Here is a 14,374-nt window from a genome sequence, read left to right as displayed (position 1 = left end):
CGGACACCAAGGAGTTGCACGTGACGACCGGAGCCACCGTCTGGCTCACGGGTCTGCCGAGTGCCGGCAAGACCACCATCGCGTACGAGCTGGCCGGCCGGCTGCGCGAGGAGGGCCACCTCGTCGAGGTGCTCGACGGCGACGAGATCCGCGAGTTCATCTCGGCGGGCCTCGGCTTCAGCCGCGAGGACCGGCACACCAACGTGCAGCGCATCGGTTTCGTCGCCGAACTGCTCGCCCGCAACGGCGTCAAGGCGCTGGTCCCGGTGATCGCGCCCTACGCCGACAGCCGCGAGGCCGTCCGCAAGCGCCACCAGGAGAGCGGGGCGGCCTACATCGAGGTGCACGTGGCCACCCCGGTCGAGGTGTGCTCCGAGCGGGACGTCAAGGGCCTGTACGCCAAGCAGGCGGCCGGCGAGCTGAGCGGGCTGACGGGTGTCGACGACCCGTACGAGGAGCCCGCCTCGCCCGACCTGCGCATCGAGTCGCAGCACCAGACCGTCCAGGAGTCCGCGGCCGCGGTTCACGCGCTGCTCACCGAAAGGGGACTGGCATGACGACGACCGTCGCCTCCGTACAGGAGGGTACGGACGCCCCGTACGCCCTCTCGCACCTGGACGCGCTGGAGTCCGAGGCGGTGCACATCTTCCGTGAGGTGGCGGGCGAGTTCGAGCGGCCGGTGATCCTGTTCTCCGGCGGCAAGGACTCCATCGTCATGCTGCACCTGGCGCTGAAGGCGTTCGCGCCGGCGCCGGTGCCGTTCTCGCTGCTGCACGTCGACACCGGGCACAACTTCCCCGAGGTCCTGGAGTACCGCGACCGCACGGTGGCCGCGCACGGGCTGCGGCTCCATGTGGCCTCCGTACAGGACTACATCGACCGGGGTGTGCTCAAGGAGCGCCCGGACGGGACCCGCAACCCGCTGCAGACGCTGCCGCTGACGGAGAAGATCCAGGCGGAGAAGTTCGACGCGGTCTTCGGCGGGGGACGCCGGGACGAGGAGAAGGCCCGCGCGAAGGAGCGGGTGTTCAGTCTGCGGGACGAGTTCTCGCAGTGGGACCCGCGCCGTCAGCGCCCCGAGCTGTGGAACCTCTACAACGGCCGGCACGCCCCCGGCGAGCACGTCCGCGTCTTCCCGCTGTCCAACTGGACCGAGCTGGACGTGTGGCAGTACATCGCCCGCGAGGGCATCGAGCTGCCGCAGATCTACTTCGCGCACGAGCGCGAGGTGTTCCGCCGCCACGGCATGTGGCTGACGGCCGGCGAGTGGGGCGGCCCGAAGGACGGCGAGACCGTCGAGAAGCGGCGCGTGCGCTACCGCACCGTCGGCGACATGTCCTGCACGGGTGCCGTCGACTCCGACGCCACGACGCTGGACGCCGTCATCACCGAGATCGCCGCCTCCCGGCTCACCGAGCGCGGCGCCACCCGGGCCGACGACAAGCTCTCCGAGGCCGCGATGGAAGACCGCAAGCGCGAGGGGTACTTCTAAGCATGAGCACGACCGCCGAACTCTCCGCGACCACGCTCCTGCGGTTCGCCACCGCCGGTTCCGTCGACGACGGCAAGTCCACGCTGGTGGGCCGGCTGCTGCACGACTCCAAGTCGGTGCTGGTCGACCAGCTGGAGGCCGTCGAGCGCGCCTCGCTCAGCCGCGGCCAGGACGCGCCCGACCTCGCCCTGCTGACCGACGGCCTGCGGGCCGAGCGCGAGCAGGGCATCACCATCGACGTCGCCTACCGCTACTTCGCCACGCCCAAGCGCCGGTTCATCCTCGCCGACACCCCCGGCCATGTGCAGTACACCCGCAACATGGTCACCGGCGCCTCCACCGCCGAGCTGACGGTGATCCTGGTCGACGCCCGCAACGGTGTGGTCGAGCAGACCCGCCGCCATGCCGCGATCGCCGCGCTGCTGCGCGTGCCGCACGTGGTCCTCGCCGTCAACAAGATGGACCTGGTCGACTACCGGGAGAACGTCTTCGCCGCGATCGCCGAGGAGTTCACGGCGTACGCGACCGAGCTGGGCGTCCCGGAGGTCACCGCCATCCCGATCTCCGCGCTGGCCGGCGACAACGTGGTGGAGCCGTCCGCCAACATGGACTGGTACGGCGGCCCGACCGTGCTGGAACACCTGGAAACCGTTCCCGTAAGCCACGATCTGAGTCACTGCCACGCCCGGCTGCCCGTGCAGTACGTGATCCGGCCGCAGACCGCCGAGCACCCCGACTACCGCGGTTACGCCGGTCAGATCGCGGCCGGCTCCTTCCGGGTCGGCGAGTCCGTCACCGTGCTGCCGTCGGGCCGCACCTCGACGATCTCGGGCATCGACCTGCTGGGCAAGCCGGTCGACGTCGCCTGGACCACCCAGTCGGTGACGGTGCTGCTGGCCGACGACATCGACATCTCGCGCGGCGACCTGATCGTCCCGACCAAGGACGCCCCGCCGACCACGCAGGACATCGAGGCGACCGTCTGCCACGTCGCCGACGCCCCGCTCACCGTCGGCCACCGGGTGCTGCTCAAGCACGGCACCCGCACCGTCAAGGCGATCGTCAAGGACATCCCGTCCCGTCTCACGCTCGACGACCTGTCGCTGCACCCGCACCCGGGACACCTGGTCGCCAACGACATCGGCCGGGTGAAGATCCGCACCGCGGAACCGCTTCCGGTCGACTCCTACGCCGACTCCCGGCGCACGGGTTCGTTCATCCTGATCGACCCCAGCGACGGCACCACGCTCACCGCGGGCATGGTCGGCGAGTCCTTCGCGTCGCCCGAGCCCGTCAAGGACGAGGCCGAGGACGACGGGTGGGACTTCTGAAGCCGGCCGGGGTGAAGAGCTGAGCCGATCCGCCATGCGCCCTCCGGTTCTTCTCGTCATCGCCCACGGCAGCCGTGATCCGCGGCATGCCGCGACCGTGCACGCCCTGGTGCGGCGGGTGCGGTCGCTGCGGCCGGGACTCCGCGTGGAGACCGGCTTCCTGGACTTCAACATCCCGTCCGTGCACGGGGTGCTGGAGTCGCTGGCGGCGCAGGGCGTGCGGGACGTCGTGGCCCTGCCCCTGCTGCTGACCCGCGCCTTCCACGCGAAGGCGGACATCCCGGCGGTCCTGCGGGACGCGCCGCGGCGGTTGCGGATCCGGCAGGCCGACGTCCTCGGCCCGTCGCCGCTGCTGCTGTCCGCCCTCGAACGGCGGTTGTACGAGGCGGGGTTGACGCCCGCCGACAAGTCCTCGACCGGGGTCGTGCTGGCCTCGGCGGGGTCCTCGGACCCGGAGGCGATCGCGGTGATCGCAGCAATCGCGCGGGAGTGGCGGCACACCGGTTGGTGCGCCGTGCGGCCCGCGTTCGCCTCCGCCGCTCTGCCCCGCACCGAGGACGTGGTGGGCGAGTTGCGCGCCTCGGGCTGCGCGAAGATCGCTGTCGCGCCGTACGTCCTGGCGCCGGGCTTCCTGCCGGACCGGATCGCGCGGGGCGCGGCCGGGGCGGACGTCCTCGCCGAGGTGCTGGGCCCGGCACCGGAGGTGGCACAGGTGCTGCTGGAGCGCTACGACACGGCGTGCGTGCCCGCACTGGCGGCTGTCGGAGCCTGACGGCACAGCACGCCGCCGAGCGGGGCACGGACGCAGGCGGGCGACCCGGCAGCGCGGTTCGGTCCACTGGCCGAGTCCGTTGCGCTCGATGTTCCACAGCGCCTCGCCGCCGGTGTAGACGAACTCGGCGTCCTCGGGGTGCTTCCAGCGGGCGAGGGTGTCGGAGGAGGCGGTGTAGCCGGTTGCGGTCTGGGTGAGGGTGACGGGCACGGCCCCGCGGGCCCGCTGGGCGCGCACACCGTCGACGTACAACTGGCGGGTGTCGGTGAGACCTTGGGGTGCGGGCGCGGACCACAGGCCGTCGCGGCCGGGCACCTGGTGCCAGCCGGTGACCTCGCGGCCGCCGCTGACGACGCTGGCGCCGGTGCCCTGCCAGATCACCCGGTGGCCCGCGGTGCCGGAGTCGCGGGCGTCGAGGACGAGCGGGCCGGACTGGCGGTAGGTGCCGGAGGCGAGGTGCACGGTCAGGTCGGACGTCAGGTGCGCGGCGCGGGCACGGACCAGGTCGCGGGCGCGTTGCAGCGTGCGGACGGGATGTCGTGCGCTGCCGTCGGCGTGGTCGTCGCCGGCGGGTGAGACGTGGACGTCGGAGCCGGCGGCCTGGGCCGGGGCCGCGAGGCCCGGGATGCCGAGGGCCAGCACGGCGGTGACGAGGGCGACCAGGGCGGCTCTTCGGTGCGTGGGCATGTACCCCTCCCGTGGGATCAGCCTGTACCCAACCCCCGGAAAGGTAGGAGCAATTGAATACCCCAGTCAATGAACGGGACGGAAACGGTCGTGGATCTCGCCACTCCGAGACACATTCATCCGATCTGTGACGCCCACCTCTTGGCACCACTCAGGCGGCTTCCGTCAGACGGCTGCCGTCAGACGGCTTCCGTCAGTCGAAGCGGAGCGCCCCCGTGCGGGTGCGTTTGAGCTCGAAGAGGTCGGGGTCGGTGGCCAGGACCCGGAAGCTGTCGAAGAGCCGGGCCGCCCGTGCCCCTCGGGGAATCGCCCGCAGGACGGGGCCGAACCACACCGTGCCGTCGACATGGAGGGTGGGCGTGCCGACGTAGCCGCCCGAGTCGGGTTCGACGCCGGCCTCGTGGCTGCGCCGTACCGCCTCGTCGTGGGAGGTGTCGTGGGCGGCTGCCGCGAGGTCGGCCGGCAGGCCGAGTTCGGCCAGCGACTCGGCGATCACGGCGTCGAAGTCCTCGGCCTTGCGCTCGTGGATACGGGTGCCGAAAGCGGTGTAGAGGTCGCGCAGCACCTTCTCCCCGTGCCGTTCGGCCGCCGCCACGGCCACCCGCACCGGGCCGATCGACTTGTCGACCAACTCCCGGTACCAGTCGGGGAGTTCGTTGCCGATGTTGTGCAGGTACAGGCTCATCGCGTGGAAGCGGAGGTCGAGCGGGCGCTCGCGCTCGACCTCCAGCAGCCAGCGGGAGGTGATCCAGGCGAAAGGGCAGGCGGGGTCGAACCAGAAGTCGACGCGGGTGGGTGCGGTGTCCGTCATGCCGTCGACGTTAGCCGCCAGGCGGAGCAGCATCCCGGCCCAATCGACGTCGATTTCACTGGCCCAATTTGGGATCCCGTCCACTGGCGGCGAGCGCGCGGTCGAACACGGGTGCGTCGTCGGGGACGGGCACCGGGTCGGCGAAGCCGTCGTACCGGCGGTAGAGGTCGCCGTGCTTCTCCACCACGTCGAGGACGAAGGCGGCGGCGTCGTCCGGGATGCGCAGCCGCTGGCCGGTGGCCGCGGCGACGTCCCAGCCGTGTACGGCCATCTCCTTGATCACCATCGCGGCGATCTCGGCGGCCGGCATCGTCGCCATGCCGAGGTCGACCTCGCCCTCCCACACCGCCGGATCGGCCCAGGCCGCGACGGCGCGGTCCAGCTGGGCGGCGTAGGCCCCGGCCCAGTCCGGGTCTGCGGTGAAGTCGCGGGCGGTCAGCTCCTCGGGCAGCTGCCTGCGCAGCGCACGGTGCTCCAGGCCGTGGGAGGTGTAGAGGACCCAGTGGTTGACCAGGGCGCGGACGTCCCAGCCGGGGCAGTGGGTGGGGTCGTCGAGCCGGTCCGCCGGGACGCCGCGCGCGATGCGCGCCGCCTCGGCGGCACATGCGGTCATGTAGCGGTGCGTCTGTTCGTACGTCATGCCCTGCACGCTAGGCAGCGCGCGCTCAGGGCTCTTGAACAAACGCGACAGCCTCCTCGGCCAGGCGGACGAGTTCCGCCGGCGGCAGCGACCCGGGCGCCCGGCGCTCGCGTGCAAAGGTGTTGGCCAGGCGCTGGAGCAGGTCGTTGAGCGGGGTCGGCACGCCGTGCAGGCGGCCCAGCAGGGCGATCTCGCCGTTGAGGTAGTCGGCCTCGATGGTGCCGGTGCCACGGCTGAGGGACTGCCAGGAGGAGCCGCCGCCGCGCGGGGCGCCCGCCAGCGGCACCGGGTCGACCTTGCGGCCGCGCACCCGGCGCTGCTCCTCGACGCTCGCGTACGGGATGCCGGCGGCGTCCAGCACGGCCGCGCCCTCGGCCCGCACCCGCTCGTGCAGCGCGGCCCAGGCGTCCTCGTCCTCCGCCGGCCCGGCCAGGGCCTGCGTGGCGTTGTGCAGGTTGGTCAGCAGCTTGGCGTACTGCCAGCGCGTCACGTCCGGGACGACCGGCGCCTCGAAGAAACGCGTCTTCTCCAGGTCGGCGGCGACCGTCCGGACCGTCTCGTCGGTGCCGTGGGGGTAGCGGCCCAGGTGCAGCATGCCGGTGAGCGGGGCACAGGGGGCGACGACCCGGCCCGGTTCGAGGAAGGCGGCCGGCAGCCACACGCAGACGCCGTACACGTGCCGGAAGACGCGCAGGGCCAGGCGCTGCCCCTCCACGCCGTTCTGCGCGCACAGCAGCGGCAGCCGCTCGGCCGCCGTGCCGCCGCCGGCGACCGGGGCGGGGCCCCAGGTGTGCAGCGCGCCCGTCGTGTCCTGCGTCTTCACGGCCAGCACCAGCACGTCGTCGGACCGCAACTCGCCCAGCTCGTCCGGGGTTTCGACGGTCGGCAGCCGGTAGGTGTGTTCCCCGTCCGGTGTCGTCAGCCGCAGTCCGTCCGCCCGCAGGGCCGCGCCGTGCGCGCCCCGGGCGACCAGTACGACCTCGTGTCCCGCCCCGGCGAGGCGCCCGCCGATCGCGCCGCCGACGGCTCCCGCTCCGATGATGATGTAACGCATGGCACGAGCCTCGCACACTGCCGTGTGCGGCCGGCGGGCGGTCAGCCCGCGGTGAGCTCGACCAGTTTCACCACCGTGTTCCAGTTGCGGGTGGTGGCGATCAGGCCCTTGTTGACGCGCGGCCTGGCGAGCTGCTCGGCGAGCTTGGAGCGGCCCAGTCCGGCGGGCGTGTAGAGGTACAGGGCGCGGTCGCCGAGCCGGAACTCCTCCGGGAGGTGGGCCGCCCGGTCGATCTCAGCGAAGCGCTCCTCGTCGACGGGCGCCGAGAAGTAGGTCACGTGCAGCTGCTTGGCCTCCAGTTCGGCGGCCGGGAACGGGCAGCCCTCGGCGACCGCCCTGAGATAGGCGTGGTCGCGCACGATCACGTCGACGGCGAACCCGAAGTGCCGGTGGATCGCGTCGGTGAGCTCCGCGGCCAGGGACTCCTCGTCGCCGTGGGCGGAGGCGAAGACGGCCTGTCCGCTCTGCAGGTAGGTGCGGACGCCGTCGTAGCCGAGGCCGTTCATGAGCTGCCGCAGCTCGGCCATCGGGACCTTCCGGCTGCCGCCCACGTTGATCCCGCGCAACAGCGCCGCATACGTCGTCGTCATGGCGCACACCCTAAGTCGGCCGTCGTGCCCCGTGGGGGTGGGCACGACGGCCGTGTCCGCGCGGGGCGGACTGGCGGAAACTCTGTCCGATGGGCCGGGTGCGGAGCAACAGCTACACGCAGCTGTGACTTGTTCAACAAGCTTTCGTCATCACAAACGGCTCCACAGCAGGAGGGACGGGGGAGCGACGGGGCGTCATGAGGAGCAACGGTGAGTGAGGGCGGCGGACCGGACACCCTGATCACGACTCGCCGGTAGCCCGGATAGATGTAAGGGGCCTTCGTCCTCCCCAGCGGTGAGGCTCCGGGGTCCGAGGGGAGGAGCCGTCTGCCGCACAGCTCACCGGGCAGCACGACGAGATGCGCTTACGCAGCCCATACCTTCGAAGCGAAAGGTGGCGGCAGGGGGCTGTCACCGGCACACGAGGGGGCAAGCCCGTCATGAGGAACGGAGATTCACGGGTGCGGGGCATAGCCGCCCGGGCCGGCGGCTGGAGCGCCCGGCACCGATGGGCTGCCGTCGGTATCTGGGTGCTGTTCGTCGTCCTGGCGATGGGGCTCGGTTCGGCGGCGGGCCGGGTCGACGTCAAGGACAGCGACCAGCTCAAGGGCGAGACGCACACCGCCGCGAAGATCATCGAGGACGCGGGGATCGAGGAACCGGCCAGTGAGACGGTCCTGATCCAGGCCAAGGGCGGCGGACTGACCGCCACGGACGCCGAGTTCAAGGCGGCCGTCGCCTCGGTGGTGAAGGCCGTCGGTGCCACCGGCAAGGTCACGGACGTCAAGTCGCCGTACGACACGCAGACGATCTCCAAGGACGGGCGCAGCGCGCTGGTCCAGTTCGACATGCGCGGTGACGCCGAGACCGCGGGCGACCGCGTGCAGCCGGTGCTGACGGCCGTCGGCAAGGTGCAGAAGGACCACGAGACGCTGCGGATCGAGGAGATCGGCGGCGCCAGCATGCAGAAGACCTTCGACGACGCGTTCGGGGACGACTTCCAGAAGGCCGAGTACTCCGCGGTGCCGGTGGCCCTCGGCATCCTGCTCATCGCCTTCGGCGCCCTGGTGGCCGCGCTGCTGCCGGTGGCGCTGGCGATCACCGCGATCATGGCGACGATGGGTCTGATGGGCATCGTCAGCCATCTGCAGCCGATGAGCGACACCGCCAACTCCGTGATGCTGCTGGTCGGTCTGGCCGTCGGCGTCGACTACTGCCTGTTCTACCTGCGCCGTGAACGCGAGGAGCGGGCCGCCGGACGGGACGCGCACACCGCGCTGCGGGTCGCCGCCGCCACCAGCGGCCGGGCGATCATCGTCTCCGGTGTCACGGTGTGCGTGGCGATGGCGGGCATGCTGTTCACCGGGCTCGCCGAGTTCGAGGCGATGGGCCTGGCCTCCCTGATGGTGGTGGCGGTCGCCATGGTCGGCTCGGTGACCGTGCTGCCGGCGCTGCTGTCGCTGCTGGGCGAGCGGGTCGAGAAGGGCAGGGTGCCGTTCCTGCGCAAGGCCATGGAGCGCCGGGCCGCCCGCACGGGCGGGGAGAGCCGGTTCTGGGCGGCCGTCCTGCGCGGGGTGCTCGCACGGCCCCTGGTGTCGGTGGTGGTGGCGGCCGGCGCGCTGCTCGCCGTCGCGGCCCCCGCGATCGGCATGAAGACCCAGAACCTCACCCTGGACCAGGAGTTCGGCGACAAGCTGGCGATCGTGCAGACGTACAACCGCGTCAACGACGCCTTCCCGGGCGGCTCGGAGCCGGCCGAGGTGGTCGTCAAGGCGAAGGACATCAACGCGCCCGAGGTGAAGTCCGCGCTCGCCGACTTCAAGGAGCGGGCGGTCGGTTCGGGCGCCTCGCGCGGCCCGGTCGAGATCACCCTGCACCCGGCGCAGAACATCGCCTACGTCTACGTCCCCCTCGTCGGCGGCTCCGACCTGGACAAGGCGGGCGCGAGCCTGGAGAAGCTGCGCGACGAGGTACGGCCGGCCACGCTCGGCAAGGTGGACGGGCTGCAGGCGCCGGTCACCGGGCAGGTCGCCGGGTCACACGACTTCAACGACCAGCTCACCGGCGCGGTCGTCCCGGTCTTCGTGTTCGTCGTGGTCTTCGCGTTCGCGCTGATGCTGCTGTCGTTCCGCTCGCTGACCATCGCGATCACCTCGATCGTGCTCAACCTGCTGTCGGTGGGGGCGGCTTACGGCATCCTCGTCGCCGTCTTCCAGCACGGCTGGGGTGCCTCCCTGGTGGGCGCGGAGGGCGTCGGCGCGATCATCACCTGGCTGCCGCTGTTCCTGTTCGTGATCCTGTTCGGCCTGTCGATGGACTACCACGTGTTCGTGGTCTCGCGGATCCGCGAGGCGCGGCTGCGGGGCCGTACGACGAAGGACGCGATCCAGCACGGTGTGGTCACCACGGCGGGTGTCGTCACCAGCGCCGCGGTCATCATGGTCGCCGTGTTCGCGATCTTCGGCACGCTGTCCATGCAGTCGATGAAGCAGATGGGTGTCGGGCTCGCGGCCGCGGTGCTCATCGACGCGACGATCATCCGGGGCGTGCTGCTGCCGGCGGTGATGGCGCTGCTCGGCGAGCGCAACTGGTACCTGCCGAAGTGGCTGAACCGGCTGCCCGACCTCACGCACGACGAGGCGCCCGAGGCCGTGGTGGCGACGGCGCGGGACGAGGAGCAGCCGGTCAGGGTCTGACCCCGTAACTCCCTTGAGCCGAGGGCCCGTTGGTATCCCGGGGGAACCAACGGGCCCTCTCCCCTATCCGCACAGCACCTCGTGCAGCCGCAGCCACGCCTCCGGCGCCACCTCGCCCACCAGCGCCCGGCGATCCAGCCCCGCGGCCCGGAAGGCGGCGTTCACCCGGCGCGCGGGATGGGCCCGGCGCAGCGAGGCGTGCAGGCAGCCGCCGAGACCGGAGAAGCCCAGCTCGACGAGGTGCCGCCAGCTCGCCAGGGCCGCGGGTTCCAGCAGCGGGGTGCGGCGGCGTTCGATGCGGATGACCCCGGCGTGCACCCGGGGCACGGGGCGGAAGCACCCGCGGTCCACCCGGGCCACCAGACGCCACTCGTGGCAAGGCCAGCTGCGGATCGTCAGCAGCGTCCAACTGCCGTAGTCGCCGGTGCGTTTGCGGGCGTACTCGAGCTGGGTGAGCAGCGTGGCGTCGGTGAGGGCGCCGGCCCGCAGACACCAGTCGACGATGGCGGCGGTCCGGGCGAAGGGGACGTTCCCGGCGACCGAGAAGGGGGTGCGCGGGGCCCGTACGGCGAGGAAGTCACCGGCGACGACGCGGACGTGGGGTGCGGCGCGGAAGCGGGCGCGCAGCGGCGGTACGAGCCCGGGGTCGATCTCGTGGGCGTGCAGCCGCCGGCAGCGCGGAGCGAGGTGTTCGGTCAACGCGCCTTTGCCCGCGCCGACTTCGAGGAGGAGGGGGGCCTCGCGTCCGTCCGGGACGGCGAGCCGGGCGAGACGCCGGGCCACGGCGCGGTCGGCGAGGAAGTTCTGCGAGAGCGCGCGGGAACGCGCGGAGGGGCGGGCCATGTGCCTGCGTCCTTGTCTTCCGTGGGGAGTGATCCCCGGGAGGGGCGGAGGGCAGCGAAGGGCCCTGACCGGAAGACAGGAAAGGAGAGGCGGGGTGCGCGCGGATGCCGCGTACGTCGGGGACGTCAGCGGCGGGGAAGGCTCCCCGGGCCGGTCAGGGCTCCGGGACCACGTCGCACTCGCTGGGAGTACGCGCAACCCCGGCCGTGACCGGAAATGATCATCGCGCAAGCTGCCACGGACGGAACGCTAGGCGGGGCGTGGCCGAGGGGGCAACCGGATTTCCGCGCGCCGGGAACGGGAACCGGTCACGGGAGTTCTCCGTGCCGTGGCTCACCGCTGGTAACGGGCCAGCACCAGGTTGCCGTCCTTCTCCAGGCGGTGGCGCAGTTCGGTGAGGCCGATCGCGCCGCTGTAGTACTCCTGGAAGGCGGGGGTGGCCACCTTGTCCTTCCACTCGGGGTAGCCGCGCACCGACTGGGCGGGCGCGGGGCTCAGGTGGGCGGCGAGGGCGGTGCCGGTCGCCCAGCCGTTGTCGGCGGTGTGCAGGGCGGGGTCCTTCAGGGCCTGTGTGCCGGTGGGCAGCATCCAGTCGCCGAGGGCCAGCCGGACCATGTTCCCCGGGCGCAGCAGGAAGTCGAGGAAGGCGGCGGCCTCCTTCTTGTGCGGGCTGTCCGCGGCGATCGAGAGGGTCTGCGGGCTGACGCCCTGGGTGAGCCCGGCGGCGCCGGCGGGGGCGGGCAGCACCTGCCAGCGGAACCCCTCCGGCGCCTGCTGGGCGATCTGCTGGCGGTAGGAGAAGCCGAGCGGGACCATCGCGTACCGGCCCGCGAAGAAGCCGGGCAGGGTGTCGGAGCCGCCGCTGCCCAGGGTCGTCGGCGAGGCACTGCGGTCGGTGTCCGCCTGGTCGTGGATCGTACGGGGCACGACCGCGTCGGCCGTCCCGAACCGGACGGTGACCTTGCCGTCGGCGCCCCGATGGAAGAGGCGTCCGCCCGTCGACAGGGACAGGTTGAGCGTCGCCGAGACGGGTTCCTTCAGCGGCCAGGCGACGCCGTACCTGCCGGGTCCGCTCAACTGCCGGGTGACGCTCCTGAACTCCGCCCAGGTCCAGGGGTGTCGGGGCGTGGGGATGCGGACGCCGGACCTCTTCAGCCAGGTCGCGTTGGCGATGAGCACGCGGGGTTCCTGCAGGAACGGCACTCCGTAGACGCCGTCGCCGAAGGTCGCCGTCTGCCAACTCCGCTCCGGAATGTCGGACTTCAGCCGGGCGGGCAGCAGGTCGCGCAGGTCGGCGAGGTAGCCGCCGTAGGCGAAGTCGGCGAGGTCGTCGGAGGCGTCGTGGATGATGTCGGGGGCCTCACCGCCCTCGAAGGAGGTCAGCAGCTGGTCGTGGACGCTGTCCCAACTCCCCTGCACGTACTCCACCTTGACGTCCGGATGGGTGGCGTTCCACTTCTTCACCAGCTCCTTGTTGGCCTTGACGGACTTCTCCTGCCAGGCCAGGGACTGGAAGCGGAGGGTGATCCGGCCGGACGTGGAGCCGCCGCCGGTGCAGCCCGCCAGCAGGAGCACCAGGACGACGATCCAGCGCAGGCGCATCAGCTCTTCACCGCCCCGGTGAGCATGCCGCCGGTGATCCGGCGCTGGATGAGCGCGAAGACGACGAGCGAGGGAAGGGTCGCGAGGAACGCGGCGGCGGCCAGCGGGCCCAGGTCGGCGACGCCCTCCGCGCCGATGAAGTGGGTGAGCACGACCGGCAGCGTCTGTTTCCGCGGTGTCTTCAGCAGGACCAGCGCGAAGAAGAACTCGTTCCACGCGGTGACGAACGCGAACAGTGCCGTCGCCGCGATCCCCGGCGCGAGCAGCGGTGCCACCACCGACACCAGCGTCCGCACCCGCCCCGCCCCGTCGACCGCCGCCGCCTCCTCGACCTCCGCCGGCACCGCGCGGACGTACCCGGCGAGCATCCACAGCGCGAACGGCAGCGCCCACACCACGTACACCAGGACCAGCCCCGCCCGGGAGTCGATCAGCCGCAGGTTCTTCAGCACCAGGAACAGCGGGATGATCACCAGCACCAGCGGGAAGGCCTGGCTGACCACCACCCACCCGGTCGCGGCCCTGCCGAGAGCCGTGCGGCGGCGCGCCATGACGTACGCCGTCGGGGTCGCGACGACCACGGCGATCAGCGCCGCCCCGGCCGCGGCGAGCAGGGAGTTGAGCGCGGCGTGCAGCAGGGGCTGCTCGTCGAAGGCCTGGCGGAAGTTGTCGAGGGTGGGGTGCCGCGGGATCCAGGTGGGGTGCAAGCTGCCCAGTTCCCGGGGCGACTTGAAGGCCGTCGACAGCAGCCACAGCAACGGGAACGCGAGGAAGACGAGGTAGGCGAGGAGCGCGGTGTACTGGCCGACGCGGGTGCCGGCTCTGGCCTTCATACGGTGTCGTCTCCCTTCAGGCGGCCCACCAGGAACAGCGCCAGCAGCACCGACACGACCGCGACCATCACGCAGCCCATGGCCGCCGCGTATCCGAACTGCCCGTAGCGGAAGGCCTCTTCGTAGGCGAACAGCATCGGCAGCCGGGTCCGCCCGCCGGGCCCGCCGTTGGTCAGCACGTACACCAGGGCGAAGGAGTTGACGTTCCAGATGAGGTTGAGGGCGGTGATGGCGAGGGCGACCGGTCTGAGGGCGGGCCAGGTGACCGTGCGGAAGCGGCGCCAGGCGCCGGCGCCGTCCACCGCGGCCGCCTCGTGCAGTTCGCGCGGGGTGTTCTGCAGGCCGGCCAGCAGCGCGACCGTGGTCTGCGGCAGGCCGGCCCACACGCCGACGACGATCACGGCGGGCAGCGCGGACCCGAGGCCGCTGAGCCAGTCCCGGCCGTCGCCGAGGCCCAGGTCGCGCAGGGTCTCGTTGAGGACGCCCGCGTCCGGGTTGTACACCAGCCGCCACATGATGCCGACGACCACCTCGGGCATCGCCCACGGGACGATCGCGAGGGCGCGGGCCAGCCAGCGCAGCCGCAGGTCCTCGTTGAGCAGCAGGGCGAGACCGAGGGCGAGCAGGAACTGCGGCCCGGTCACGCCGAGCGCCCACGCCAGCCCGATCCGGAACGACTCCCAGAACAGCGTGTCGTGCAGCAGGTCCTGGAAGTTGAGGCCGCCGATCCACCGGGTGGGCTCGGTCCGGCCCGCCTGGGAGTCGGTGAAGGCCAGCAGGACGCCGTAGAGCAGGGGGCCGACGCTCAGCAGGAGGACGGGGATCAGGGCGGGCAGCACCAGGAGCCAGGCGGTGCGGTCGGTGGCACGCCGTACCGGTATCGCCGTATGAGCCGCTGATGCCACGAAATCTCCCTCTTTGCGCGGCGGGGGCGAGCCCGGTCATGGTCGTGAAGGCGCTGTACCCCGTCAAGGGGCCGTGCACCGGGTCCGACCAGTACGGATGCGAAACTGACCACCGGAT

Annotated in this window: 14 protein-coding genes; 6 read left to right on the top strand and 8 right to left on the bottom strand. The window is 71.9% G+C overall.

The window, feature by feature from the left end:
• Positions 1-20: 20 nt before the first annotated feature.
• The 5 genes from cysC (at position 21) to ACYF6T_RS13490 (ending at position 4,171) form a co-directional block, all read left to right on the top strand.
• Positions 21-557: an adenylyl-sulfate kinase gene (cysC, locus tag ACYF6T_RS13510; RefSeq protein ID WP_461696236.1), complete on the top strand. Its 537-nt coding sequence runs from the start codon at positions 21-23 to the stop codon at positions 555-557.
• Positions 554-1,492 (top strand): sulfate adenylyltransferase subunit CysD, encoded by a 939-nt coding sequence (gene cysD / locus ACYF6T_RS13505; protein WP_461696235.1) that lies wholly within the window; start codon positions 554-556, stop codon positions 1,490-1,492. Before cysC ends, cysD begins: the two co-directional genes overlap by 4 nt.
• A gap of 2 nt (positions 1,493-1,494) precedes the next feature.
• Complete coding sequence (locus tag ACYF6T_RS13500; protein WP_461696234.1) at positions 1,495-2,823, top strand: sulfate adenylyltransferase subunit 1; 1,329 nt, start codon at positions 1,495-1,497, stop codon at positions 2,821-2,823.
• Positions 2,824-2,857: 34 nt separating this feature from the next.
• The gene (locus tag ACYF6T_RS13495; RefSeq protein ID WP_461696233.1) at positions 2,858-3,595 is read left to right on the top strand and encodes a sirohydrochlorin chelatase; all 738 of its coding nucleotides are present in this window, start codon (positions 2,858-2,860) and stop codon (positions 3,593-3,595) included.
• A 384-nt stretch (positions 3,596-3,979) separates the two neighbouring features.
• Positions 3,980-4,171 carry a hypothetical protein gene (locus ACYF6T_RS13490; RefSeq protein ID WP_461696232.1) on the top strand — a complete coding sequence of 64 codons (192 nt, stop codon included), beginning with the start codon at positions 3,980-3,982 and terminating at the stop codon, positions 4,169-4,171.
• A gap of 304 nt (positions 4,172-4,475) precedes the next feature.
• On the opposite strand, the gene ACYF6T_RS13485 is transcribed toward ACYF6T_RS13490, so the two are convergent.
• From ACYF6T_RS13485 to ACYF6T_RS13470, 4 genes are read right to left on the bottom strand one after another with little or no spacing between them, the layout of a single operon-like run.
• Positions 4,476-5,093, bottom strand: coding sequence for a mycothiol-dependent nitroreductase Rv2466c family protein (locus ACYF6T_RS13485; RefSeq protein WP_461696231.1), 618 nt, complete (start codon positions 5,091-5,093; stop codon positions 4,476-4,478).
• 55 nt (positions 5,094-5,148) lie between these two features.
• Positions 5,149-5,733: a TIGR03086 family metal-binding protein gene (locus ACYF6T_RS13480; RefSeq protein ID WP_461696229.1), complete on the bottom strand. Its 585-nt coding sequence runs from the start codon at positions 5,731-5,733 to the stop codon at positions 5,149-5,151.
• A gap of 25 nt (positions 5,734-5,758) precedes the next feature.
• Positions 5,759-6,787, bottom strand: a complete 1,029-nt coding sequence (locus ACYF6T_RS13475; RefSeq protein ID WP_461696228.1) for a ketopantoate reductase family protein — start codon at positions 6,785-6,787, stop codon at positions 5,759-5,761.
• A gap of 41 nt (positions 6,788-6,828) precedes the next feature.
• Positions 6,829-7,377, bottom strand: a complete 549-nt coding sequence (locus tag ACYF6T_RS13470) for a DUF1697 domain-containing protein (protein WP_461696226.1) — start codon at positions 7,375-7,377, stop codon at positions 6,829-6,831.
• 440 nt (positions 7,378-7,817) lie between these two features.
• Here ACYF6T_RS13470 and ACYF6T_RS13465 point away from each other — a divergent pair, with 440 nt between their 5' ends.
• Positions 7,818-10,073: an MMPL family transporter gene (locus ACYF6T_RS13465; RefSeq protein WP_461696225.1), complete on the top strand. Its 2,256-nt coding sequence runs from the start codon at positions 7,818-7,820 to the stop codon at positions 10,071-10,073.
• Between the two features lie 63 nt (positions 10,074-10,136).
• On the opposite strand, the gene erm is transcribed toward ACYF6T_RS13465, so the two are convergent.
• The 4 genes from erm to ACYF6T_RS13445 form a co-directional block, all read right to left on the bottom strand.
• Positions 10,137-10,916: an ErmE/ErmH/ErmO/ErmR family 23S rRNA (adenine(2058)-N(6))-methyltransferase gene (gene erm, locus ACYF6T_RS13460; protein WP_461696224.1), complete on the bottom strand. Its 780-nt coding sequence runs from the start codon at positions 10,914-10,916 to the stop codon at positions 10,137-10,139.
• 333 nt (positions 10,917-11,249) lie between these two features.
• Positions 11,250-12,518: an ABC transporter substrate-binding protein gene (locus tag ACYF6T_RS13455; RefSeq protein WP_461696222.1), complete on the bottom strand. Its 1,269-nt coding sequence runs from the start codon at positions 12,516-12,518 to the stop codon at positions 11,250-11,252.
• Positions 12,518-13,351: a carbohydrate ABC transporter permease gene (locus ACYF6T_RS13450; RefSeq protein ID WP_461696221.1), complete on the bottom strand. Its 834-nt coding sequence runs from the start codon at positions 13,349-13,351 to the stop codon at positions 12,518-12,520. Before ACYF6T_RS13450 ends, ACYF6T_RS13455 begins: the two co-directional genes overlap by 1 nt.
• Positions 13,348-14,256, bottom strand: coding sequence for a carbohydrate ABC transporter permease (locus tag ACYF6T_RS13445; protein ID WP_461696220.1), 909 nt, complete (start codon positions 14,254-14,256; stop codon positions 13,348-13,350). Before ACYF6T_RS13445 ends, ACYF6T_RS13450 begins: the two co-directional genes overlap by 4 nt.
• Positions 14,257-14,374 lie beyond the last annotated feature (118 nt).

This window comes from Streptomyces sp. 7R007 (assembly GCF_054850255.1).
The sequence above is the reverse complement of the archived record's forward strand: the minus strand, read 5'-3'. Positions and strand labels throughout refer to the sequence as shown.

Excerpts from the sequence above, each read along its gene's own strand:
- cysD (WP_461696235.1), top strand. The coding sequence starts at position 554 with ATGACGACGACCGTCGCCTCCGTACAGGAGGGTACGGACGCCCCGTAC.
- ACYF6T_RS13500 (WP_461696234.1), top strand. The coding sequence starts at position 1,495 with ATGAGCACGACCGCCGAACTCTCCGCGACCACGCTCCTGCGGTTCGCC.
- ACYF6T_RS13495 (WP_461696233.1), top strand. The coding sequence starts at position 2,858 with ATGCGCCCTCCGGTTCTTCTCGTCATCGCCCACGGCAGCCGTGATCCG.
- ACYF6T_RS13485 (WP_461696231.1), bottom strand. The coding sequence starts at position 5,093 with ATGACGGACACCGCACCCACCCGCGTCGACTTCTGGTTCGACCCCGCC.
- ACYF6T_RS13480 (WP_461696229.1), bottom strand. The coding sequence starts at position 5,733 with ATGACGTACGAACAGACGCACCGCTACATGACCGCATGTGCCGCCGAG.
- ACYF6T_RS13475 (WP_461696228.1), bottom strand. The coding sequence starts at position 6,787 with ATGCGTTACATCATCATCGGAGCGGGAGCCGTCGGCGGCGCGATCGGC.
- ACYF6T_RS13470 (WP_461696226.1), bottom strand. The coding sequence starts at position 7,377 with ATGACGACGACGTATGCGGCGCTGTTGCGCGGGATCAACGTGGGCGGC.
- ACYF6T_RS13465 (WP_461696225.1), top strand. The coding sequence starts at position 7,818 with ATGAGGAACGGAGATTCACGGGTGCGGGGCATAGCCGCCCGGGCCGGC.
- erm (WP_461696224.1), bottom strand. The coding sequence starts at position 10,916 with ATGGCCCGCCCCTCCGCGCGTTCCCGCGCGCTCTCGCAGAACTTCCTC.
- ACYF6T_RS13455 (WP_461696222.1), bottom strand. The coding sequence starts at position 12,518 with ATGCGCCTGCGCTGGATCGTCGTCCTGGTGCTCCTGCTGGCGGGCTGC.
- ACYF6T_RS13450 (WP_461696221.1), bottom strand. The coding sequence starts at position 13,351 with ATGAAGGCCAGAGCCGGCACCCGCGTCGGCCAGTACACCGCGCTCCTC.